The sequence below is a fragment of the uncultured Roseobacter sp. genome, from assembly GCF_947492555.1.
GTDB lineage: Bacteria > Pseudomonadota > Alphaproteobacteria > Rhodobacterales > Rhodobacteraceae > Roseobacter.
Window position 1 is genome coordinate 548061 of sequence record NZ_CANLNE010000003.1, and the last position, 22421, is coordinate 570481.

General features: G+C 62.0%; 20 protein-coding genes. 7 read left to right on the forward strand and 13 right to left on the reverse strand.

All coding sequences use genetic code 11. The features are described from left to right. The first annotated feature begins 87 nt into the window (after nt 1–87). The 5 genes from Q1A07_RS15805 to Q1A07_RS15825 all read left to right on the forward strand — a co-directional run bounded on the left by Q1A07_RS15805 (nt 88) and on the right by Q1A07_RS15825 (nt 4601). Nucleotides 88–699 (forward strand): holin-associated N-acetylmuramidase, encoded by a 612-nt coding sequence (locus tag Q1A07_RS15805; RefSeq protein ID WP_299782999.1) that lies wholly within the window; start codon nt 88–90, stop codon nt 697–699. Then, nucleotides 690–1280 (forward strand): holin family protein, encoded by a 591-nt coding sequence (locus Q1A07_RS15810; RefSeq protein ID WP_299783000.1) that lies wholly within the window; start codon nt 690–692, stop codon nt 1278–1280. Before Q1A07_RS15805 ends, Q1A07_RS15810 begins: the two co-directional genes overlap by 10 nt. Before the next feature lie 60 nt (nt 1281–1340). Next, nucleotides 1341–3305 carry a heme lyase CcmF/NrfE family subunit gene (locus tag Q1A07_RS15815; protein WP_299783001.1) on the forward strand — a complete coding sequence of 655 codons (1965 nt, stop codon included), beginning with the start codon at nt 1341–1343 and terminating at the stop codon, nt 3303–3305. Next, a complete protein-coding gene (locus tag Q1A07_RS15820) occupies nt 3302–3754 on the forward strand; it encodes a cytochrome c-type biogenesis protein (protein WP_299783002.1) in 453 nt (150 codons plus the stop codon). Before Q1A07_RS15815 ends, Q1A07_RS15820 begins: the two co-directional genes overlap by 4 nt. A 70-nt stretch (nt 3755–3824) precedes the next feature. Then, complete coding sequence (locus Q1A07_RS15825) at nt 3825–4601, forward strand: enoyl-CoA hydratase-related protein (RefSeq protein ID WP_299783003.1); 777 nt, start codon at nt 3825–3827, stop codon at nt 4599–4601. Between the two features lie 2 nt (nt 4602–4603). Here the strand turns inward: Q1A07_RS15825 and Q1A07_RS15830 are convergent, their stop codons facing one another. The 3 genes from Q1A07_RS15830 to gltX form a co-directional block, all read right to left on the reverse strand. Beyond that, nucleotides 4604–4915, reverse strand: a complete 312-nt coding sequence (locus Q1A07_RS15830) for a hypothetical protein (protein ID WP_299783004.1) — start codon at nt 4913–4915, stop codon at nt 4604–4606. A 392-nt stretch (nt 4916–5307) separates the two neighbouring features. Further along, the gene (gltA, locus tag Q1A07_RS15835) at nt 5308–6603 is read right to left on the reverse strand and encodes a citrate synthase (RefSeq protein ID WP_299783005.1); all 1296 of its coding nucleotides are present in this window, start codon (nt 6601–6603) and stop codon (nt 5308–5310) included. 87 nt (nt 6604–6690) lie between these two features. Continuing rightward, the gene (gltX, locus tag Q1A07_RS15840) at nt 6691–8100 is read right to left on the reverse strand and encodes a glutamate--tRNA ligase (protein WP_299783006.1); all 1410 of its coding nucleotides are present in this window, start codon (nt 8098–8100) and stop codon (nt 6691–6693) included. Nucleotides 8101–8189: 89 nt separating this feature from the next. On the opposite strand from gltX, the gene Q1A07_RS15845 reads away from it, so the two are divergent. Then, a complete protein-coding gene (locus tag Q1A07_RS15845; RefSeq protein ID WP_299783007.1) occupies nt 8190–10238 on the forward strand; it encodes a ComEC/Rec2 family competence protein in 2049 nt (682 codons plus the stop codon). Here the strand turns inward: Q1A07_RS15845 and lexA are convergent. From lexA to Q1A07_RS15880, 7 genes are all read right to left on the reverse strand, one after another. Beyond that, a complete protein-coding gene (gene lexA / locus Q1A07_RS15850; protein WP_299783008.1) occupies nt 10232–10933 on the reverse strand; it encodes a transcriptional repressor LexA in 702 nt (233 codons plus the stop codon). The genes Q1A07_RS15845 and lexA overlap by 7 nt on opposite strands. A gap of 66 nt (nt 10934–10999) precedes the next feature. Then, a complete protein-coding gene (gene glp / locus Q1A07_RS15855; protein ID WP_299783009.1) occupies nt 11000–12172 on the reverse strand; it encodes a gephyrin-like molybdotransferase Glp in 1173 nt (390 codons plus the stop codon). Next, nucleotides 12169–12648, reverse strand: a complete 480-nt coding sequence (moaC, locus tag Q1A07_RS15860; RefSeq protein ID WP_299783010.1) for a cyclic pyranopterin monophosphate synthase MoaC — start codon at nt 12646–12648, stop codon at nt 12169–12171. The genes glp and moaC overlap by 4 nt, the downstream gene beginning before the upstream one ends. Nucleotide 12649: 1 nt before the next feature. Further along, nucleotides 12650–13462 (reverse strand): indole-3-glycerol phosphate synthase TrpC, encoded by an 813-nt coding sequence (trpC, locus tag Q1A07_RS15865; protein ID WP_299783011.1) that lies wholly within the window; start codon nt 13460–13462, stop codon nt 12650–12652. Then, nucleotides 13459–14130 carry a uracil-DNA glycosylase gene (locus tag Q1A07_RS15870; RefSeq protein WP_299783012.1) on the reverse strand — a complete coding sequence of 224 codons (672 nt, stop codon included), beginning with the start codon at nt 14128–14130 and terminating at the stop codon, nt 13459–13461. Before Q1A07_RS15870 ends, trpC begins: the two co-directional genes overlap by 4 nt. Beyond that, complete coding sequence (gene trpD / locus Q1A07_RS15875) at nt 14127–15146, reverse strand: anthranilate phosphoribosyltransferase (RefSeq protein ID WP_299783013.1); 1020 nt, start codon at nt 15144–15146, stop codon at nt 14127–14129. The genes Q1A07_RS15870 and trpD overlap by 4 nt, the downstream gene beginning before the upstream one ends. After that, nucleotides 15143–15724, reverse strand: coding sequence for an aminodeoxychorismate/anthranilate synthase component II (locus tag Q1A07_RS15880; RefSeq protein WP_299783014.1), 582 nt, complete (start codon nt 15722–15724; stop codon nt 15143–15145). The genes trpD and Q1A07_RS15880 overlap by 4 nt, the downstream gene beginning before the upstream one ends. 428 nt (nt 15725–16152) lie before the next feature. Here Q1A07_RS15880 and Q1A07_RS15885 point away from each other — a divergent pair, with 428 nt between their 5' ends. Then, nucleotides 16153–17604 (forward strand): divergent polysaccharide deacetylase family protein, encoded by a 1452-nt coding sequence (locus Q1A07_RS15885; protein ID WP_299783015.1) that lies wholly within the window; start codon nt 16153–16155, stop codon nt 17602–17604. 6 nt (nt 17605–17610) lie between these two features. Here Q1A07_RS15885 and Q1A07_RS15890 read toward each other — a convergent pair whose 3' ends face one another. The 3 genes from Q1A07_RS15890 to trpE all read right to left on the reverse strand — a co-directional run bounded on the left by Q1A07_RS15890 (nt 17611) and on the right by trpE (nt 22419). Next, on the reverse strand, nt 17611–19677 hold the full coding sequence (locus Q1A07_RS15890) for an EAL domain-containing protein (RefSeq protein WP_299783016.1): 2067 nt from the start codon (nt 19675–19677) through the stop codon (nt 17611–17613). A 189-nt stretch (nt 19678–19866) separates the two neighbouring features. Continuing rightward, complete coding sequence (locus tag Q1A07_RS15895) at nt 19867–20904, reverse strand: succinylglutamate desuccinylase/aspartoacylase family protein (RefSeq protein WP_299783017.1); 1038 nt, start codon at nt 20902–20904, stop codon at nt 19867–19869. 3 nt (nt 20905–20907) lie between these two features. After that, nucleotides 20908–22419: an anthranilate synthase component I gene (gene trpE, locus Q1A07_RS15900; RefSeq protein WP_299783018.1), complete on the reverse strand. Its 1512-nt coding sequence runs from the start codon at nt 22417–22419 to the stop codon at nt 20908–20910. Between the last annotated feature and the right edge of the window lie 2 nt (nt 22420–22421).

The window sequence follows — 22421 nt, forward strand, 5'->3', positions numbered from 1 at the left end:
ACGGTGGTTAAGAACGCACCGTTAGCCCATGTTTACCATTAATTGACTTTATCCGCCGCGACGTGATGCGAGCGGAGGGCAGTCATTATGCAAACGGTCAGAGAGATCGCGACGGAAATCGTCGCACGCGAAGGGGGCTTCGTGAACGACCCCGACGACCCGGGCGGGGCCACCAATTATGGCGTGACGATCCATACAATGCGGGCCCTGGGCATCGATCTGGACCGGGACGGGGCGGTGACGATCTCCGATGTGCGCGCGCTGACCCGGGAGCATGCGATTGAAATCTTCGAAAAACACTACTTCGAGAAGCCGCTGATCGCTTTGCTGCCGCCAGTGCTGCAAGCCTCGGTCTTTGACATGTATGTCAACGCGGGCGCCAATGCGGTGAAAATCCTGCAGCGGCTGTTGCGCGATATGGGGCACAAGATCGCCGTGGACGGCATTCTCGGGCCAAAGAGCATTGCGGCGGCGCAGGCGGCCTATCTTGACGCGCCAAATCATCTGGCCGACGCCTACGGAATTGCCCGGCGGAACTACTATTTTCGCGTCGCGGACAGACGTGTCGCCAGCCGAAAATATGCCCGCACACGTGCCGGCGGCAAGGGTGGCTGGATCAAGCGGGCCGAGGAGTTCATCTCCCGGCAATATCACATGACAGAGCAGCAATTTAAGCAAAGGGTGGCAGGATGGGTCTGATCTCGGGACTTCTCAACATCATTTTTGGAAATGATCGCAACGTGATACTGGAGACCGCGGAGGTGTTTCGGGAGAACACCGAAGAAGGTGCCGAACGGTCGCAGGAGCTGCGCCTTGAGGCGATGAAACAGTTCGCCCGCGAATTCGAGGCCTCCAAACAAGGCTGGTTCGATCAGGTGATGGATGGCGTCAACCGGATACCACGGCCGGCGCTGGCCTTGGGAACCTTGGGGCTTTTCCTTGCGGCGATGATTGACCCGATCTGGTTTTCCGCGCGCATGCAGGGTATCGCGCTGGTGCCGGAACCTTTGTGGTGGCTGCTGGGGGTGGTTGTGTCCTTCTACTTCGGCGCGCGGCATCAGGTCAAAAGCCAGCAATTCCAACGGTCTATTGCGCAAACCATGTCGCTGGCGCCAAAGGTGGTCGAAAATCTCTCCGCACTCCGCGCGTTGCGGCCCACTTCGCCGGGTCTTGCCGATACCGGTCATGATGCGCGCCTGGCGAGCCTGTCGGTCCTGCCGGATGACAACTCCGCTCTTGTCGACTGGCGCGCCCGGAAAGGTCCAGCCGCGACAAAGTGATCGCCCTGACTGGCGCGATTGTCATTGGAAGCCTCTGCGTGGCCCCGTATACTCGGGGACATGATCACAGAGTTTGGACATTTCGCGCTGATCCTGGCCTTCCTGGTGGCCATTGTTCAGATGGTGGTACCTCTGGTCGGCGCGCACAAGCGCTGGCCCGCGTGGATGGCGGTGGCGGAACCCGCGGCCTCCGCGCAATTTCTGCTGACGGCCTTTTCTTTCGCCGCGCTGATGTATGCGTTCATCACCTCTGACTTCAGCCTGCGTCTGGTCACGCTGAACAGCCACTCGGCCAAGCCGATGATCTACAAGATCAGCGGCACATGGGGAAACCACGAAGGCTCCATGCTGCTCTGGGTGCTGATCGTGACGCTCTTTGGCGCGATGGCCGCGTGGTTCGGGGGCAACCTGCCACCGACCCTGCGGGCGCGGGTACTGGCGGTGCAATCCGCCATCGGGGTAGCGTTTTTCGCCTTTATCCTCTTCACGTCGAACCCGTTTTTGCGGCTGGCGGTGCCGCCCTTCGACGGGCAGGACCTGAACCCGCTGCTGCAGGATCCGGGCCTCGCGTTCCATCCACCGTTTCTCTATCTCGGTTACGTCGGCTTGAGCATGGCGTTCAGTTTTGCCGTCGGCGCGCTGATCGAAGGCCGCGTCGATGCAGCCTGGGGCCGCTGGGTCCGGCCCTGGACGCTGGCGGCCTGGATTTTCTTGACAATCGGCATCGCTCTGGGCTCCTGGTGGGCGTATTACGAGCTCGGCTGGGGCGGCTTCTGGTTCTGGGACCCGGTTGAAAATGCCTCCTTCATGCCCTGGCTGCTGGCTGCGGCCCTGCTTCATTCCGCCATTGTGGTGGAAAAACGCGAGGCGCTGAAGAGTTGGACGATCCTGCTGGCCATTCTCGCCTTTGGCTTCTCGCTCATCGGCACCTTCATCGTGCGGTCGGGCCTGCTGACCTCCGTGCACGCCTTTGCCAATGATCCCGAACGCGGTGTCTTCATCCTGATGATCATGGGGTTCTTCATGGGCGGCGCGCTCATCCTCTTTGCGCTGCGCGCCAGCACAATGGAGGCCAAGGGCGTCTTTGGTCTTGTCAGCCGCGAAAGCGCGCTGCTCGCCAATAACCTGCTGCTCGCCGTGGCCTGTTTCGTGGTTTTCGTGGGCACGATGTGGCCGCTGGTGGCGGAGATGTTCTTTGACCGCAAACTGAGCGTCGGTCCGCCCTTCTTCAACATGGCGTTTTCGCCTTTCATGCTCGTGCTGGGGCTGATCCTGCCCATCGGCTCGGCCATGCCGTGGAAACGGGCGCGGATCATGCGGGCCATGCGCCCCTTGCGCTACGTCTTCGTGCTGGCTCTGGCGGTTGGCGGTTTGGCTTATGCGATGCAGTCCGGGCGGACTTTGCTGGGGCCCATCGGCATGTTTCTCGCGGCCTGGGTTGTGATGGGTACGATCGTCGATCTGGCGCAACGCACCGGACGTGGGTCCGGGCGCCTGGGCCGCTTGATGCGCTTGCCCCGCGCGGATTGGGGCAAGATGGTTGCCCATGCCGGTCTTGGCATTACGATGATGGGTGTGTCGGGCCTGATGGCGTGGCAGCAGGAGGACATCCGCGTCGCGCAATTCGGCGAACCTTACAGCATCGGGCGCTACACGATCACGCTGGATGATGTGGTGAACAGTGAGGGGCCGAATTACCTCGCCACCACGGGGTTCATCACGCTGGCGCAGGACGGGCGCGAGATTGCACAGCTGCGCCCTGAAAAACGCATCTACCCGGTGGCCCAGATGCCCACCACCGAGGCGGCGATTGACTATGATCTGGCGCGCGACGTCTACGTGGTGATCGGCGACCGTCAGAACGACGGTGGATGGGCGGTGCGGACCTACATCAAGCCGATGACCAACTGGATCTGGATCGGCTCCGGCCTGATGGCCCTGGGCGGATTGCTGAGCCTTTCGGATCGGCGGTTCCGCGTTGCCGCGGGGGCACGCAAGGGCGCTGTTCCGGTGCCTGCGGAATGATCCGCCTCGCGTTGATCCTGCTGCTGCTGGCCAGCCCGCTCTGGGCGCTGGACCCGTCCACGGCACTGGATGACCCGGTGTTGGAGGCGCGGGCCCGTACGATTGATCATGCCCTGCGCTGTGTGGTGTGCCAGTCGGAATCGGTGGCCTTTTCGAACGCCAACTGGGCCGAGGACGCCCGCCGCACCGTGCGCGAGCTGATCACCGACGGTGCCAGTGACGCGGAGGTGTTTGATTTCTTCGTGGCCCGCTACGGCGAATTTGTCCTGATGTCACCGCGGGCCAGCGGGTCGACCTGGCTCTTGTGGGCGGCGGGGCCGGCCATGCTGCTGCTGGCTCTGGGCGTCGGCTATGGATATCTGCGCGGGCGATCCCATGCCAAGGCGCCGCAGGAAGCAGCCCTGTCGGAGGATGAAGAGGCGCGCCTGCGCGAAATCCTGAAAGATTGACGCCTCGTTGCTCTTTTCTGAACCGGTCAGTTTGGTATGACGGGTGAGCGCGGTAAGAAAAGGAAGCCACATGGACTACCAGACGTTGATCTACACGCTGCAGGATGGCGTGGCCACGATCACCCTGAACCGGGTTGAGAAGATGAATGCGCTCAGCACGCAGATGCGGGCGGAGATCGCCTATGCGGTGTCCGAGGCGGGCAAGACCGCGCGTGTGGTGGTGATCACCGGTGCGGGCAAGGCCTTTTGTTCTGGTCAGGATCTGGGTGACCGGGTCAGTGCCGCCAATCTCGATCTGGAACGCACTCTGCGCGATGAATACCAGCCGATGCTGCATGCGATTACCGAATGCCCGGTGCCTACGATTGCGGCAGTGAACGGCCCGGCGGCGGGGGCAGGGGCCAACCTTGCGCTGGCGGCCGATGTGGTGATTGCGGCGGAGAGCGCCTATTTCCTGCAGGCTTTCGCCCGCATTGGCCTGATCCCGGATGCGGGTGGCACCTATGTCATGCCGCGCACCATGGGCATGGCCAAGGCCATGGGGGCCGCCCTTTTTGCCGATAAGATCACCGCCCGGCAGGCTGATGACTGGGGCATGATCTGGGAAGCGGTGCCGGATGCGGAATTTGACGCGCATTGGAAGGCCCGTGCGGCGCATCTGGCGCAAGGTCCAACGGCGGCCTATGCGGCGATCAAGAAGGTCATCCGGGGTAGCTGGGACAATTCGATGGAAGACCAGCTGACGCTGGAGGCCAAACAGCAGGGCCACTGCGGCAAATCAAGGGATTTCAAAGAGGGCGTTCTGGCCTTCACCGAAAAACGCCCCGCCCAGTTCGAAGGCCGCTAGGGTCAGTCCCTGGCGGTCACGAAACGTTCCACAAGCAATACATCGTCCACAGTCAGCCGCGGACCATCGGCACAGGCAACAATGGCCACGGCCACGCCGTTTGCATGCACGGTCTGCACCCCACCTGAAACGTCGGTGATGGTGATGGTGGGCGGTGTCTCGCCCTTGTCGTAAACCACGGCGATCTTGTCCTCATCCTCGGCGACGTCGGGGATAATCGCCCCTTCGAGTCCGCTGGCGGGACCCGTGGTCACCGGCATCCGCCGCGCCAGAGGGGTACTTTTCTGATAAGAGCCGTCCATCTGTCGTGTCATCCGCGCCTCGCAACAATACCATTCCGCGATGATGCGCCCTGCACATGCGGGTGCCTGACGCACCCAACCCCGCGTAACCCAATTCAACTGGCGCAGAAAACCTCGTCCTTCGAAATCCTACCGCAATATGGCAGGGATCGACGGGTCGGTCTGCGCACCCGACGCCTTTACCTAAAGGGTCGTGATCCAAATGGTCAAGAAATGCGGTTTATTATGCAGGGGTCCGAAACAATGACACATTTCGAACACATTTCGCTGAGGGATTAAGAGACAGTCCGCGCCGCAAATATCGGTAATCTCAGCAGAAAGGGCGCTTTGTCCACAAGGGCACTCTCGGGTGATTCGCCTGTTGCGGGGCCCCGCGCCGGCACATGCCGACGCAGGGCGGTTTGTCAGCGGTTTTCGATGTCGATGTAGTTGCGCGAGGTCTCGCCAAGGTAAAGCTGGCGCGGGCGACCAATCTTGTTCTGCGGATCTGCGATCATCTCTTTCCACTGGGAAATCCAACCGACCGTGCGGCTCAGCGCAAAGATCGGCGTGAACATGGAGGTGGGGAAGCCCATCGCCTCAAGGATGATGCCGGAATAGAAATCCACATTCGGGAAGAGCTTTTTCTCCGCAAAATACGGGTCGGCAAGTGCTGCGGCTTCCAGCTCCTTGGCGACCTGCAGGATCGGGTTGTTTTCAACGCCCAACAGGTCAAGCACCTCGTCAGCGGATTGCTTCATCACCTTGGCGCGGGGGTCGAAGTTCTTGTAAACCCGGTGACCAAAGCCCATCAGGCGGAAGGGGTCATTCTTGTCCTTGGCGCGGGCGATGAATTCGGGGATACGGTCCACGGTCCCGATCTCGTTCAGCATCTCCAGGCAGGCCTGGTTTGCACCGCCATGCGCCGGGCCCCAGAGGCAGGCGATACCAGCGGCGATACAGGCAAAGGGGTTCGCGCCTGAAGAGGACGCCAGACGCACCGTGGAGGTGGAGGCGTTCTGCTCATGGTCCGCGTGCAGGGTAAAGATACGGTCCATCGCACGGCTGAGGATCGGATTGACCTCGTAGTCTTCGGCAGGCACGGCAAAGCACATGCGCAGGAAGTTGGAGGCATAATCCAGATCATTGCGCGGATACACGAAGGGCTGGCCGATTGTGTACTTATAAGCCATCGCGGCAATCGTCGGCATCTTGGCGATCAGGCGGATCGAGGCGACCTCGCGCTGCCATGGATCGGCGATGTCGGTGCTGTCGTGATAGAAGGCGGACATCGCGCCGACCACGCCGACCATCACGGCCATGGGGTGCGCATCCCGACGGAAGCCGCGGAAGAAATTCATCATCTGCTCGTGCAGCATGGTGTGATTGGTCACACGGCTCTCGAAATCCTCCAGTTGTGCGGGCGAGGGAAGCTCGCCGTAGAGCATCAGATAGCAGACCTCCAGATAATGCGACATGCCGGCCAGCTGATCGATGGGGTAGCCCCGGTGCAGCAACTCGCCCTTGTCACCATCGATGAAGGTGATTGTGCTGTCGCAGCTTGCGGTCGAGGTGAAACCGGGATCATAGGTGAACACCCCGGCCTGAGCATAGAGTTTGCGGATATCAACCACGTCCGGCCCGGCCGTCGGGGAAAAGATCGGCAGATCATACTCCTTGCCGTCAATGCTCAGCTTTGCAGATTTTGTGCTTTCGGCCATGGGACGTCCTTCCTGTCTTGCTCGCGGGCGCACCCGCCATCCGGCTCTTGATGCAGGGCGCATCGGGCCAATTCCTTGCGCAGGGTATTACCCGGCGTCTTCAGCTGCATCTGTCAAACGGGCGAGGGTCTCTTCTTGGCCCAGAACCAGCATCATGTCGAATACCGAAGGTGTGACCGCCCGGCCTGCAAGCGCTGCGCGCAGGGGCCCGGCCAGTTTCCCGAACTTGGTGTCCTTGCTTGCCGCAAAAGCGTTCAGGAGGCCCTCCAGATTTTCTCTGTCCCAGCTATCAGTTTGCAACTGCGGCGTCAAATCCTTGAGTATACCACGGGATACCGTATCAAGGTTCTTGGCGGCTTTCTCATCCGGTTCTACAGGACGGGAGGTTAACGCAAAGTGTGCTTTATCAAGGAGTTCGGGTAAGGTCTTCGCGCGCTCTTTCACGCAGTACATGGCGCGCGACAGCATCTCGGCTTGGTGAGGTGTCAAAGCGGCTTCCCCCGCGGACGCCAGGTACTCGTGAGTTTCCTGCTGCAATGCGGCATCGTCGGACTGCGCGATATGCTGGCCCGACAGGTTTTCGAGCTTTTTCAGGTCAAACCGCGCCGGGCTTTTGCCGATTCCGTCCAGATCGAACCAGTCGCGGGCCTGCGCATCGGTAAAAAATTCGTCATCGCCGTGGCTCCACCCCAGCCGGGCGAGGTAGTTGCGCATGCCCGCCGCCGGATAGCCCATCGCCTGATATTCCTGCGCGCCCAATGCGCCGTGGCGTTTCGACAGTTTCTTGCCATCGGGCCCGTGGATCAGCGGGATATGCGCCCAGACCGGCACGTCCCAGCCCATCGCCTCATAGATCATCATCTGGCGCGCGGCATTGTTGAGGTGGTCATCCCCCCGGATCACATGAGTCACGCCCATATCATGGTCATCGACAACAACCGCCAGCATGTAGACGGGCGTGCCATCGGAACGTAACAGCACCATGTCATCGAGTTGGTCGTTGCGGATCGTCACATCGCCCTGCACGCGGTCCCGGATCACGGTTTCGCCGGATTGCGGTGCCTTGATCCGGATCACATAGGGCGCATCGGGATGGGTGCTTGGGTCCGCATCGCGCCAGGGAGAACGGTAGAGCGTGCTTTTGCCTTCGGCCCGCGCGGCTTCACGAAAGGCGGTGATGTCTTCCTGTGTGGCAAAGCATTTGTAGGCTTTGCCAGCGGCCAGCAATTCCTCGGCCACGGCGGCGTGACGGGGCGCGTTTTCGAACTGGCTGACGATCTCGCCATCGTGATCGAGGCCCAGCCACGCCATGCCCTGCAGGATGGCGGCGGTGGCTTCGGGGGTGGAGCGGGCACGATCCGTATCCTCGATCCGCAGCAGGAATTTACCGCCGCGTCCCCGCGCGTAAAGCCAGTTAAAGAGCGCCGTGCGCGCGCCCCCAATGTGCAGAAAACCGGTTGGAGAGGGCGCGAAACGGGTGACAACGGGCGCTGACATGCAGGTGTTTACCTTTCAGTAACCATGAGGGGCGTAAATCTAGAGTGTCTGTCTATCCAGTGCGCTAACCGGGGGCAAGGAGGTGCTGCGTGACACGGATCCGGGCCATTTTGCTCGATCAACGCGGGTCGCTCTTTGAATGGGTCCCGGTGTGCCTTGCCATTGGCATCGGCCTCTATTTTCTGCTGCGGTTCGAACCCTCCACCGTCTTTCTGGCCAGTGTGGGGCTTGGGGCCTTTCTGATCCTGTTGATGGGCAGGTGGTTGGGGGAGGCGTTCAGTCCGCTGGCCATTGCCCTTGTTCTTGTTGCCTCCGGTTTCCTGCTGGCGGCCTACCGGGCGCATGACGTGGCAAGCCCGGTCATGGGCTGGCGGTATTACGGACCCGTCGAGGGGCGTGTCGTCAACCTGGACCGCAGCAGTTCCGACGCGCTGCGCATCACACTCGATCAGGTGGTACTGGAACGGGTGTCGCCCCAACGCACGCCCGAGCGGGTGCGCGTGTCATTACACGGCGATCAAAGTCTCAGCGTTGCCCCGGCGCCGGGCCTACGCGTGATGACCACGGCGCATCTCTCGCCGCCGGGGGGGCCGGTGGAACCGGGAGGTTTCGACTTCCAACGCCATGCCTGGTTCGGGCAATTGGGCGGGGTCGGTTACACGCGGGTGCCCCTGCTGGCAATCGCACCACCGCAGGATGATCAGCTTGAGCTGGCCGTGTTCCGGGTGCGGATGGCCGTCGCAAAACGGATGCTGGACATTCTGCCCGGTGATGTGGGGGGATTTGCCGTCGCGGTCACAACCGGTGCCCGCAGTTCAATCAGCCAGGAGGCGCTGGAGGATTTGCGCGCAAGCAATCTGGCGCATCTGCTGGCAATTTCCGGGCTGCACATGGGGCTGTTGACCGGGTTCGTCTTTGCCCTGCTGCGCCTGACAATTGCGCTGGTCCCGCCGTTGGCGCTGCGGGTGCCTGCGCGCAAACTGGCAGCGGGCGGCGCGTTGATCGTGGCCTCCGGATATCTGGCCCTGTCGGGCGGCAATGTCGCGACCGAACGGGCGTTCATCATGGTGGCCGTGGCGCTGACGGCGCTGATGTTGAACCGTCGGGCGATTTCCCTGCGCGCCGTCGCCATCGCCGCCACGATTGTTCTGCTCTTGCGGCCCGAAGCCCTGCTGGGCCCGGGGTTCCAGATGTCATTCGCCGCGACCACAGCCCTTGTGGCGGTCTTCGGATACATGCGCGATCACCGCATCGGCATGGGGCCGAAATGGGCGAAACCGGTGGTGGCCGTGCTGATTTCCTCCGGGGTGGCCGGGTTGGCCACGGCGCCCATTGGGGCCGCGCATTTCAACGCGATTTCGCATTACGGGCTGCTGGCCAACCTGACGTCGGTGCCGATGATGGGGACGGTGGTGATCCCCGCCGCGGTGCTGGCGCTGATCCTGGCCCCTCTCGGACTGGATTGGATCGGGTTGTGCATCATGGGGGTCGGGCTGCGCTGGATCCTCTGGGTGGGCAATTTCGTGGCCAATCTGGATGGCGCGCGCTCCTTCGTGCATGGCCCCGAAGTCATTGTCTTGCCGATGATTGCCCTCGGCTTCTTATGGCTCTGCCTGTGGCAGGGCCGGACGCGGCTGATCGGGGTGGCGCCTGTGCTTGTTGCCTTCTGGCTCTGGGCCACGACGGACCGGCCCGTGGGGCTGATCGCCGAGAATGGCGCGCTTGTGGGGGTGATGACGGATCAGGGCCGCGCGCTCAGCAAGGCCAAAGGCGCAGGCTTTGTGGCGCAGAACTGGCTTGAGAACGACGGCGACGCGACCGATCAGTTTACAGCGGCCGCGCGTTGGCCCGACACCCGTGCCGCCCCGCTGCCCGGCGGGATCAAGGTCACTCATCTGTCTGGCAAAAAGGCGGTTGCGGCTTTTGACGGATGCGCCGACGGGCAGATTGTCGTCGCCAATCAGGATCTGCCGAAACGCGCGTCGGCTTGCATTCTGCTTGACCCGGAACGTCTACAGGACATGGGGGCCGTCGCCATCATGCAAAGCGGGGACGGGGTGCGCCTGAGTTCCGTGCGTGACCGGACGGGCGACAGGCTCTGGACCCCGTGGTACCGCGACAAGATGCGGCGTCAGTAGGTGCGGATCAACCCGACCAGCTTGCCCTGCACCTTGACCTGATCCTCGTTGAAAATGCGGGTCTCATACGCCGGGTTGGCAGCCTCTAGGGCAATCGCGTTGCCCTTGCGCATATAGCGCTTCAGCGTTGCCTCGTGATCTTCGACCAGGGCCACGACGATGTCGCCGTTATCTGCCACGTTCGTCTCTTTGATGACGACCACATCGCCGTTGTTGATCCCGGCGTCGATCATCGAGTCGCCGCGCACTTCCAGCGCATAGTGCTCTCCGGAGCCGGACAGCATCTGACCGGGAACCGCGACACTTTGGGAATGCTGACTGATGGCCTCAATCGGCACACCTGCTGCGATCCGGCCCACTAACGGTACCTCGGTCGCCGCCACAGGGCGGACAGATTGTGCATTTGCGGGTATCGGCGCGTCCGGTTTGTCGCCGTCAATGACACGCGGCGCAAAGCCAGAGGTCGAAGCGCCGCCAAGGCTTTCGGGCAGTTTGACAATCTCGATGGCGCGGGCCCGGTGGGCGAGGCGACGGATAAAGCCGCGTTCCTCCAGCGCCGTGATCAACCGGTGGATGCCGGACTTGGACCGCAGGTCCAGGGCCTCTTTCATTTCATCGAAACTGGGCGGCACGCCATCGCGTTGCACGCGCTTGTGAATGAATTCCAGCAAATCCAACTGCTTCTTGGTGAGCATCTTTTGGTCCTCCGACGCCTGAATTAACATTTGTTCTAGTGATGTTCCCGTTTTGTGTCAACGGTTTCAGAGCGGCAGATAGGAAATCCGCTCACCTTGATCGCGCGCGGGGTCATGCGGCGGGCGCACAAGAAGCGCATTGGCGCGTGCCAAAATGCTGAGCAGAGAGCTGTCCTGCTGATCGAAGGCGCGAAGGCCATCCGATGCGACGGTCGCGCGCATGTAATGTTCGCGTGGGCCATTTGCGGGCAGGGCGGCGGCAAGCGTCGTCTGCATTTGGGGTGCGGGATGTGCCCCGAGGCCCAGCATGGCGCGGATCACGGGCGCAACAAACACCTTGCCACACACCAGCGCGGAAACCGGGTTGCCGGGAAGGCCGATCATCGGCGTGCCGTTCAACCGCCCGGCCATCAAGGGTTTGCCGGGGCGCATTGCCACCTTGTAAAAGGATTGCTGCATGCCAAGCTCTTCGGCGACCGGCGCGACAAGGTCATGGTCCCCCACAGACGCGCCGCCAATGGTGACAATGAGATCGGCGGTGGCGGCCAGTTGAAACGCCGTTTTCAGCGAGGCTGCCGTGTCCCGCGCGATGGGCATCAGGCGGGCATCTGCCCCCTCGGCCTCCAGTTGTGCGGCAAGCCCAAAGGTGTTGGAGGCGATGATCTGATCAGGGCCGGGTGTCTCTCCCGGCATGACAAGCTCGTCGCCCGTGGCCATGATCGCCACCGAGGGACGCCGGATCACCGGAACCTGTGCGATGTTCATCGCCGCCAGCAGGGCGACATCGGAGGGGCCAAGACGCCGGGGCACCGTTATCCTGTCCCCCGCTTTGAAATCGACGCCGGCAGGGCGGACGTTATCTTTGCCATCCATGTCGCGGTTGAGCGTGATCAGATCGCCGCGCCGGGTGACGTCCTCCTGAATGACAACGAAATCCGTCTCGTCTGGCACCGGGGCACCGGTGAAAATACGCACGCATTGGCCGGGACCGACCTTGCCGTCAAAAGCGTGCCCCGCCGCCGCTTCGCCGACCACCTTGAACATCGCATCCGGTTCGACTTCTGCTCGGCGCAGCGCATAGCCATCCATGGAAGACGCATGAAAGGGCGGCTGGGTGCGGCTGGCCTGAACATCCCGTGCCAGAACACGGCCCGCCGCCGCGCGCAGCGGCACGGTTTCCGTACCCATCGCATCGGCCAGGGCAAAGAGATGGGCCAGCGCCTCGGCAACCGATATCATGTGGCCTCGAACCGGCCGGATTTGCCGCCGTCCTTCAGGACAACGCGCAAGTCGCTGATCTGCATGGCCTTATCAACGGCTTTTGCCATGTCATAGACTGTCAGCGCCGTGACGGAGGCGGCGGTCAGCGCTTCCATCTCCACCCCGGTTTGGCCGGTTGTCTTCACCGTCGCCTCGATCTCAAAGCCGGGCAGCGCAGCATCGGGCGCAAATTCCACGGAAACCTTTGTGATCGGCAGCGGGTGACACAGCGGAATGAGGTCGGAGGTGCGTTTGGCCGCCATGATCCCCGCCAGCCGTGCAACCCCGAGGACGTCGCCCTTCTTGGAGCGCCCTTCTGAAATGATATCAAAGGTTTCCGACGCCATCTTAATGCTGCAGCGTGCTGTCGCAATTCGAGCGGTGACCGGCTTCTCACCCACATCCACCATATGCGCATCGCCCTTGCCGTCGAAGTGCGTAAGCTTTCCCGTCATGCTACATGCCCCCGGCGGTGACCGGGTTGGCCAGCAGATCGCGCGTGGCCTGTTCCACATCCTCCTGCCGCATCAGGCTTTCCCCGATCAGGAAAATCCGCGCACCATATTGGGCCATATCCGCCAAATCTGCGGGCGTACGCAGGCCCGATTCCGCCACGATCAACCGATCCTCGGGCACCCGGCGGGAGAGGGTGCGTGTTGTGTCCAACGACGTCTCAAAGGTCTTGAGATTGCGGTTGTTGATGCCGATAAGGCGGCTTTTCAGACGCCCGGCGCGCTCCAGCTCTATTTCATCGTGGACTTCAAGCAGCGCATCCATGCCCCATTCCGTCGCGGCCTCTTCCAGTTCCTCGGCCTGCTCGTCGCTGACCGAGGCCATGATGATCAGGATGCAATCTGCGCCAAGCGCGCGCGCTTCGGCGACCTGGTAGGGATCATACATGAAATCCTTGCGCAGCACGGGCAGGTCGCAAGCCGCGCGGGCGGCAACCAAAAAATCCTTGGCCCCTTGAAAACTTGGCGTATCGGTCAAGACAGACAGGCAGGTGGCCCCGCCCTCGGCATAGGCTTGCGCCAGCGCCGCCGGGTCGAAATCCTCCCGGATCAACCCTTTGGATGGGCTGGCTTTTTTCACCTCGGCGATCAAACCGTACCCGTGGATCGTGGCATGGTGCAGCGCATCGGCAAAGGGGCGCACGGGGGGCGCTTCGCGTGCTTCGGCCTCCACCTCTGCAAGCGGTTTGGCGGCAATATCGGCGGCCACTTCTTCCAGCTTGTAGGCCTTGATCTTGTCGAGAATGGTTTCAGTCATGATGCCTCCGGCGGGTTGGCCCAATTTATGGCGCGGTCACCACGGGCCTGCAACCACGCATTGATACGGCTGAACGGGCGAGAGCCAAAAAAACCGCGTCGCGCGGAAAGGGGCGAAGGATGCGCGGTTTCGATCTTGAGATTGGCATCAGCATCAACCTGCATCGCCGCTTTATGCGCACCCGCCCCCCAAAGCAGATAGGCGCGGGGCTGGTCCGAGAGACGCTCAAGCACTTGCGCCGTCAGCGCCTGCCATCCCAGCTTGTCGTGGCCTTTGGCCTCCCCGGCGGGCACCGTGAGCACGGTGTTGAGCAGCAGGACGCCCTGATCAGCCCAGAACCCAAGGTCTGCAGTGGTCGGGTTTGCGCCGACATCCTCCTGCATCTCCTTGAAAATATTTCTTAATGAGCGGGGAAGTGGTCGTGTGCCCGCATCGGCGGAGAACGCCAGCCCATGGGCGTGTCCGGGCGTCGGATAGGGATCCTGTCCGAGGATGATGACCCGCGCGTCACCGGGTTGAACCTGCTCCAGGGCGCGGAACACCAGGGGCGCAGACGGCAGGATCTGGCGCGTGTCTGCGGCCAGCTGTTCCTGCAAGTACGGCCAGGCCTCCGTAAAAAAAGGCAGGCTACGCCATTGCCCCAACGCGCTGAGAGAGTAACCGCTCACGCGGCTTGCGTGATCTTCGCGACCGCGTCGATTTTGGCCCGTGCAGCACCGCTGTCGATGGACGCAGCGGCTTTCTCGACCCCTTCCTTGAGGTCGGCGACCGCATCGGCAACCAGCAGCGCCGCGGCGGCATTCAGCAAAACGGCATCGCGGTAGGCGGAGGTTTTTCCGCCCAGCAGCGCATTGAAATCGCTTGCATTTTCCTCTGGGGTCCCCCCGATGATCGCCTCGAACGGATGCACGGGCAGACCGGCATCTTCGGGGTGAACTTCCAGATCAGAGACCGTGCCGTCCGGCGCCAGCGCACTTATCCAGGATACCCCGGTGATGGTCAGCTCGTCCGTGCCGTCCGAGCCATGCACCAACCATGCCTTTTCTGACCCCAGCGTACCCAGGGTTTCGGCCATGGGGCGGATGAGGTCGCGGGAAAACGCGCCGGTCAGCTGACGTTTCACGCCCGCCGGGTTGGTCAGCGGGCCGAGAATATTGAAAATTGTGCGGGTCCCAAGCTCCGCCCGCGTAGGCATCACATGGGCAATGGCCGGGTGGTGCATCGGGGCCATCATGAAGCCGATCCCGGCCTCCTTCAGCGCCTTTTCGACCACATCCGGGCCTACCATCACGTTCAGACCCATTTGGGTCAACGCATCCGCCGCGCCGGATTTGGAACTGAGGTTGCGGTTGCCGTGTTTGGCGACAATGACACCGGCCCCGGCCACGACAAAGGCGGTTGCCGTGGAGATGTTCAGCGTCCCCTTGCCGTCCCCCCCGGTGCCGACAATGTCCATCGCCCCCTCGGGCGCGCGCACGGCGTTGCATTTGGCGCGCATCACGGCGGCGGCGGCGGCGTATTCATCCACGGTCTCGCCACGTGTGCGCAGCGCCATCAAAAGCCCACCGATCTGGCTGGGTGTGGCCTCGCCCTCAAACAGGATGGAAAACGCCGTCTCGGCCTGATCCTTGGTCAAGGGGCCGGTGGCTGCCGCGCCAATCAGCGGCTTGAGCGCGTCACTCATGCCGGCACCTTCATCTCGTCGATGAAATTCTGCAACAGCGCGTGACCATGCTCGGACCGGATTGATTCCGGATGGAACTGCACGCCATGGATCGGCAGATGCCGGTGTTGCAGCCCCATGATGGTGCCATCATCAAGCTCGGCCGTGATCTCCAGCGTGTCGGGCAGCGTCTCCCGATCCACGATCAGTGAATGATAGCGCGTGGCGGCAAAGGGGGAGGGCAGCCCGGCAAAAAGACCTTTGCCGGTGTGGGTGATCTGGCCAAGCTTGCCGTGCACGATGTCCCTGGCCTGGACAACCTTGCCTCCAAAAGCCTGCCCGATGGACTGGTGCCCGAGGCAAACGCCCATCAGGGGGATGCCGGTTTCTGCCGCTGCAAGGGTGAGGCTTAGGCAAATTCCTGCCTGATCCGGGTCACAGGGGCCGGGCGAGAGCAGAATGCCCTGCGGTTTCATGGCCATGGCCTGTTGCACGTCCAAAGCATCGTTGCGGTGGACCACAACATCCGCCCCAAGGCTGCCCAAATAATGCAAAAGGTTGTAGGTAAAACTGTCGTAGTTGTCGATCAGCAGCAGCATGTCCAAAACTTTGAATTCAGGGCTGGAGGCCGGGGGCTCTAGCGCGGTATATATCGCGCATACATGTTCAGGCTTGCAGCGCTGCGTCAAGGGGCGCAAAGGTGAGGAGCGGTCTGAACCGCACAGTGGGACCGGTCTTCGACGCAGCAGCGGAGCCGGGTGTGAGACGAAGAGGTGAGCGGAGCGTGGCACGAGGATTTCTGAGAGGCGCTTTATGGGGTGCGGCGGCCAGCCTGTGTGCGGCGGGCGTTGCATCTGTTGTTGTGGAAGGACCGACCGCGCCGGTGGTAAAGGCTTCTGCGCCCGTAACAGATGACGCGCCTCAACCGGCAACCACCGCTGCGAAGACGACCAGCGGCGATCGTGTGCCAGTGACTGGGCAGGAGGCCCCAAAAGCGCCGGCCCCCCAACCTGACACACTTGCCGCGGTGCGCGAGGACACGGTCCGATCCGCGGCTCAGCCGGAAACGGGGACAGCCGCGCTCTTGAGTGATCCGGGTGTGGACAGCAATCAAACCGGCATCAGTGCGGGCACGACGGAAACACCCGTTGTGCCCAATCCGCAAGCCCTGGGATTAAGAGCGCCGGTGGTTGATGCGGGGATCAATGTCTCCACGGACCCTGCACAGCCACCGGAGCCGGAAGTCACGCAGGAACTGGCTCTCAGCGAAGATCCGGCGCAGCCTGAGTCACCCTCTGTAAACGTGCAGCCTTCGGGTCTTGCGCCGGAGGGTGACGTGGCGCCCGAGGCAGATTTTGCAGACACGTCCATTTCGGTGGAACCTGTTCAACCGCCGCTCCCTGATGTTGCGTCCGAGACACAAGCATTCGAGCCTGAACCGGATGCGCCCACGCCAAGCGATACGCCTGCCACGGCAGAGGATGCGCCCGCGCCACAACCGGCGCAGACTGCGGTGACCGCGCCTTCACCTTCTGCCTCGGACGTGGAGGAGGATGTCGAGACTGCCGACATAGCACCTCAGCCGCTACCGCAGGATGCCGTCGACGCGCCGGAACTGGCTTCCGAAGATGTCTTGGCAGGCATCGGCACCCCGGTCGGGACTTTTGGCAATCTGGCACCGGACGTTCAGATCAACCGCCTGCCGACGCTGAACGATCCTGCGGCACAAGGCCCCGAAGAGATACTCTTACCGGAGGCGGAAGAGGAGGCGGCAACAGAGGTTACGATTTCTGACCGTCCCGTTGAGCGTTTCGCCGTGCCGCATGATAATCTGGATGGGAAGCCGGTAATGGCCATCGTGCTGATGGACGAAGGTGTCGATTTATCACGTGATACGATTGGGCTGCCCGCGTTGCGCAGCTTCCCCTATCCGATCAGCTTTGCAGTCGACAGCAGCCTGCCCGATGCGAAAGAACGGATGGCGGCCTATCGCGCCGAGGGGTTTGAAGTGCTGGCCACCGTGAACTTGCCGCAGGGCGCGAAGGCGGGTGATGCCGAGGTGTCGCTGGCTGTGGCCTTGGATGCGGTTCCCGAGGCTGTTGGTGTGTTGGAAGGTGTGGGCGAAGGGGTTCAGAGCTCCCGAGACGCCGCGCAGCAGGTAACCGAAATTCTGGCTGCAAGTGGCCATGGTTTTGTGACCCAAAACAAGGGCCTCAATACCGTACAGAAACTTGCTGCCAGGGCCGGAGTGCCATCCGCTGTGGTCTTCCGAGACTTTGACAGCAGCGATCAGACCCCAAGCGTGATCCGTCGTTTTCTGGATCAGGCAGCGTTTCGGGCAGGACGGGACGGCGCGGTGATCATGCTGGGACGTCTGCGGGAAGATACAATTTCGGCTCTGCTGCTGTGGGGGCTGCAGGATCGTGCAGAGCAGGTGGCGCTGGTGCCGGTTTCCGCAGCGCTGACCACGCAGCAATAGACTTCTTCAGGCGCGTTGAGCCGTTTTGTCGACGAAGTTTCGATACCAATCGGCAAAATCCTCTGCGGCCATGGGGTGCCCGATGGCGTAGCCCTGCACAACGTCGCATCCCAGCTCTTTGATCCGGGCGAAGAGCGCGTCGTTCTCAACACCCTCGGCCACCACGCGCATGTTGAGATTGCGGGACAGGGCCACAAGCGCGGAAATGATGCTTTCGGCGCGGACGTTCGGCACCGGTTCCACGATGGATCGATCAAGCTTGATCCCGTCAATGCGGAGCCGTGACAAGTTCGACATGGAAGCATAGCCGGTGCCAAAATCATCCAGAACCACGGAGAACCCCGCTTTTGTCAGGTTCTCGACGGTTTGGATGGCATCGTCATCGTCGCTTTCGATGAGCGTGTTTTCCAGGACTTCGATCGTTAGATCGCTAGGTGCCATGCCACGGGCGAGCACTTCCTGCAGCAGACGGTCTGGCAGGTTCGGGTCACGCAGAGTTGCGGGGGAGGCATTGATCGAGATGGTCGGCACGTCAATGCCGCGGGTGCGGAAATCTTCCAGAGCATCCAACCCTTTCTCCAGCATCATCAAATCGATTTGGCGGATCAGACCTGCTTCTTCCGCGGCGGCAATAAAGGTGGCTGGCGCGATCAGGCCGCGCTCTGGGTGCCGCCAGCGCGCAAGAACTTCACACCCGAACACCTGACCGCTGTCGGTACAGACCTGCGGCTGGAAATGCGGTTCGAAATGCTCCGCCTCAAGTGCATGTGTGATCTCTGCAAAGAGCGCCTGTCGATTGCTGATTTCTTCGCGCAGATCGCCGGAGAACGCACAAACCTGCCCCCTGCCGTCGCGTTTCGCCTTGTAAAGAGCGAGATCAGCCTCGATCAGCAATTGATCCGGCGTCGCCACCGATGAGGTTGCCAGCGTAAAGCCGATGCTGGCGCCGATTTCGCAGGGGGTGCCTTCAATTGACATGGGTTGGCTTATGGCCGTCACCAGACGGTCACCCAAGTGTTCGAGGTCATCCATCGACTTTGGTGCCTTGACGACAATAACGAATTCGTCACCGCCAATCCGGGCGACAAGATCGTCGGAGCGGGCATGCGCCAACAGTATTCGGGCTACTTCGATCAGAACGTCATCACCCGCCTTATGCCCCAGGCTGTCGTTGACGGCCTTGAAACGATCCAGGTCGATTTTCATGACGCTGACCGCAACGTCTCCGCTGGAACCTGTTTCGATCCCGGACAGATAGTCATAGAGCGCCCGGCGGTTCAGCAGGCCGGTGAGTGCATCGTGATTGGCCGCGTGGGTTAGGTTATTGCGTGCGGCGACCAGCTCCTTGTTGCGTTGACGGATGGATTCAAAAGAGGCGTTCAGCTGCTTTCCACGGCGTTCGAACCGCCGGATGGTGCGGCTCACGGAGACCTGTGCAGGCAGGAAAATGAATAACGCTTCCATCATGAGGATCACCAGCGCCGTTGCCAGTGCGATGGTTTCCAGCCGGTGCAGCCAGTGGGTCTGCGCTATGGATTGCGCTTCGTGCAGATTGGCCGCCCTGTTCAGGGCCGACAGCAGGTTTTGCTGACCCAGTGCCACCAACTGGTTCTGCATGTTCGTCTTTACCTCACCGCCGGCCTCAATGGTGTAGCGCGCGGTGGAGACAAATCGACGGGAAAAGTAGTCCAGAGGAAATTCAGGATCGTCAAAGTAGAGGCGCTGGAGTTCCGATGACAAATCCCTGCGCGTTGTGAGCCAGATGTTCGAATCCTCAAACAGCTTGATGGCGGACAGCAACCGCGCCTCCGTTTCCGCTGATGGGTTGCGTTCACTCTCGCGCATCAGGAAGAGGATGCGCTGGCTGAGCATGACCTGCCTTGTGCTGATCTGGCTTGCTTCGGCATCCGCTTCGGATTCGGAAATGGCGACGATGGAAGCGTAATGCGCGCCCGAGATCGTGATGCAGACGATGCACAGGCCCAAGGCGTATCGCTTCCACAAGGATTGTGGTCTCGTGATACAGACATGGCGGATAAATCCGCGTGTCAGCTTTTTGAGAATACCAGTCAACCCGGGCCCCAGACGTCGTTGCGCGATGCAAGGCGACCCCCCAACGGATCAAAAGCCCTGCCTGTCCTGACAAAGTGACCTGCGTGAGTTTCGATACTCTCAAGAAAACCGGGTTTGGGCGACGCGCGGCCCCGGTTTTTAGCCCGCAATTGAGACGGGTTTACTGAAAAATTGATGTAGTTTCCGGTGTCAGATGATCTCGTCTTCGTCGAAGAGCGGGTCTGTTTCGAGCTGGGAAGCAAGGTCTTCAACCGTGTCTTCCGCAACGCTGGGGCTGAGGGCGGCGAGGTGAAAGACCGCGTCTCCCTCATTCACCAGCGGCAGGATCGCGCGCCCGATCAGGATGCCGGGCGAGGGCGCGACCAGATCGGTTTCCAACCCGCCAAAGGGGTCCGAGATGGTCGCCAAAACGTCACCTGCGACAACGGTTTCACCCTCCGCGCGGAAGGTGCGCAAGAGGCCCCCGGCAGGGGCCCGTAACCACGTGGAGGATGTACAAACGTAGGGCTTTGCCTTTGCCTTTGCGATGCCCTTTGCTGCCAGCATCGACATGCTGCGCATCACACGCAGAATCCCGGCGACCCCGGCACGCACCGCCATTTCGTCAAAGCGCAGCCCTTCGCCGCCTTCATAGAGCAGAACCGGTGTGCCGCGCTCTGCCGCTTCCGCCCGCAACGACCCGTCGCGCAGGGGTGATGTGAGAACAACCGGTGCACCAAAGACCGTAGCCATGTCCCGCGTTCTTGCGTCGCCGGGTGACACACGGATTTGCGGCAGGTTCGTTCTGTGGATCGCGGCGGAGTGCAGATCGATCCCGACATCGCAGCGGGAAACGACCTCGTTCAGAAAGATATGTGCCAGACGGGAGCCGAGCGAGCCCGATGGGTGGCCGGGAAAGCAGCGGTTCAGATCACGCCGGTCGGGCAGGTAGCGGGAGCGGTTGAGAAAGCCAAAACTGTTGACCACGGGCACCACCAGCAGCGTTCCGCGCAGGGATTTGAGCTGCGGCGCGCGCAGCAGACGCCGCACGATCTCAACCCCGATCACCTCATCCCCATGCACAGCCGCCGAGATGAACATCACCGGTCCTGCGCGCTTGCCATGATGGACCTGCACGGAGAGGGTCACCGGCGTGTGATCGGGCAGGATGGAGACCGGCAGATGAACTGTTTCAATACTGCCGGGCCCTACGTGTTTGCCTGCAATTTCAAAGGGCTGGCGCGGCATGGATCAGCTGTTGCCCTGACCTGAAAAACGTGCGGCATCTGCGGCAGCGCGGCGGATGGCGTTGGATTTATGCACCGTTTCCTGGAACTCCGCCTCGGGGTCGCTGTCATAGACCACGCCGCCGCCGGCCTGGATGTAGAGCGTCTGATCCTGCACCACCGCCGTGCGCAGCGCGATGCACATGTCCATATCGCCGCCTGCGCTGAAATAGCCAACACCGCCGCCGTAGATCCCGCGTTTTTCCGGCTCCAGCTCGTCGATGATCTCCATCGCGCGGACCTTGGGCGCACCGGACACTGTGCCCGCAGGCATGCCCGCGAAAAACGCATCCAGCGCGTCCTTCTCGTCCTGCAGCTCGCCCACGACGTTGGAGACGATGTGCATCACGTGGCTGTAGCGTTCGACGATGAACTCTTCGGTCGGGCGCACGGTGCCGATCTTGGCCACGCGACCGACATCGTTGCGCCCCAGATCGAGCAGCATCAGATGCTCGGCCAGCTCCTTCTGATCGGCCAGCAGATCGGCCTCCAGCGCGTTGTCCTCTTCCGGCGTGGCACCGCGCGGGCGGGTGCCTGCGATCGGGCGGATCGTGACCTCATTGCCAAAGACGCGTACGAGGATTTCCGGGCTGGCCCCGATGACCTGAAAGCCGCCAAAGTTGAAATAGAACATGAAGGGCGAGGGGTTGGTGCGCCGCAACGAGCGATAGAGCGCAAAGGGGTCCTGCTTGAAATCCTGTGCCCAGCGTTGCGCTGGCACCACCTGAAAGATATCGCCTGCACGGATGTAATCCTTGGCGGTCTCGACGGCTTGCTTATAGCCCTCGTGGGTGAAGTTGCTGACCGGCGCGCCGGGGGCTTCCGCCTCACCCAGATCGCGGGTGGCCACGGGCATGGCGCGCTCCAGATCGCGCACCGCGTCCATCACCCGTTCAGCGGCCTGCGCATAGGCCGCGCGGGCGGATTGGCCCTCCGACACCCAGGCGGGGGAAACCACGGTAACCTCGCCTTTGACCCCGTCAAGCACGGCAACCACCGAAGGGCGCAGCATCACCGCATCGGGCAGGCCCAGCGGATCGGGATTGATATCCGGCAGATGCTCCACCAGCCGCACCATGTCATAGCCCAGATAGCCAAAGAGCCCGGCGGCAGCCTGTGGCAGGTCATCTGGCAGGTCGATGCGGCTTTCCGCGAGCAGGGCACGCAGGGTATCCATCGGGTTGCCGTCCTGCGGGGTGAAAGCCTCCGCGTCATAGCGCGCCGCACGGTTAATCTCGCTGGTCTCGCCCCGGCAGCGCCAGATCAGGTCAGGCTTCATGCCGATGATGGAATAGCGCCCGCGCACTTCGCCGCCGGTCACGGACTCCAGCACGAAAGCGTCCTTTTGTGCCCCCGTCAGCTTGAGCATCAGGGAGACGGGCGTATCGAGGTCTGCGGCCAGCCGCGTATAGACGATCTGATTACGGCCCTCCGCATAGGCCGCGTCGAAGGTTTCAAAGTCCGGGGTCAACGCCATGG

What these genes read in the sequence shown, in the direction of transcription:
- Q1A07_RS15805 (WP_299782999.1), top strand. Translation starts at nt 88, where the DNA reads ATGCAAACGGTCAGAGAGATCGCGACGGAAATCGTCGCACGCGAAGGG.
- Q1A07_RS15810 (WP_299783000.1), top strand. Translation starts at nt 690, where the DNA reads ATGGGTCTGATCTCGGGACTTCTCAACATCATTTTTGGAAATGATCGC.
- Q1A07_RS15815 (WP_299783001.1), top strand. Translation starts at nt 1,341, where the DNA reads ATGATCACAGAGTTTGGACATTTCGCGCTGATCCTGGCCTTCCTGGTG.
- Q1A07_RS15820 (WP_299783002.1), top strand. Translation starts at nt 3,302, where the DNA reads ATGATCCGCCTCGCGTTGATCCTGCTGCTGCTGGCCAGCCCGCTCTGG.
- Q1A07_RS15825 (WP_299783003.1), top strand. Translation starts at nt 3,825, where the DNA reads ATGGACTACCAGACGTTGATCTACACGCTGCAGGATGGCGTGGCCACG.
- Q1A07_RS15830 (WP_299783004.1), bottom strand. Translation starts at nt 4,915, where the DNA reads ATGACACGACAGATGGACGGCTCTTATCAGAAAAGTACCCCTCTGGCG.
- gltA (WP_299783005.1), bottom strand. Translation starts at nt 6,603, where the DNA reads ATGGCCGAAAGCACAAAATCTGCAAAGCTGAGCATTGACGGCAAGGAG.
- gltX (WP_299783006.1), bottom strand. Translation starts at nt 8,100, where the DNA reads ATGTCAGCGCCCGTTGTCACCCGTTTCGCGCCCTCTCCAACCGGTTTT.
- lexA (WP_299783008.1), bottom strand. Translation starts at nt 10,933, where the DNA reads ATGCTCACCAAGAAGCAGTTGGATTTGCTGGAATTCATTCACAAGCGC.
- glp (WP_299783009.1), bottom strand. Translation starts at nt 12,172, where the DNA reads ATGATATCGGTTGCCGAGGCGCTGGCCCATCTCTTTGCCCTGGCCGAT.
- moaC (WP_299783010.1), bottom strand. Translation starts at nt 12,648, where the DNA reads ATGACGGGAAAGCTTACGCACTTCGACGGCAAGGGCGATGCGCATATG.
- trpC (WP_299783011.1), bottom strand. Translation starts at nt 13,462, where the DNA reads ATGACTGAAACCATTCTCGACAAGATCAAGGCCTACAAGCTGGAAGAA.
- trpD (WP_299783013.1), bottom strand. Translation starts at nt 15,146, where the DNA reads ATGAGTGACGCGCTCAAGCCGCTGATTGGCGCGGCAGCCACCGGCCCC.
- Q1A07_RS15880 (WP_299783014.1), bottom strand. Translation starts at nt 15,724, where the DNA reads ATGCTGCTGCTGATCGACAACTACGACAGTTTTACCTACAACCTTTTG.
- Q1A07_RS15895 (WP_299783017.1), bottom strand. Translation starts at nt 20,904, where the DNA reads ATGCCGCGCCAGCCCTTTGAAATTGCAGGCAAACACGTAGGGCCCGGC.
- trpE (WP_299783018.1), bottom strand. Translation starts at nt 22,419, where the DNA reads ATGGCGTTGACCCCGGACTTTGAAACCTTCGACGCGGCCTATGCGGAG.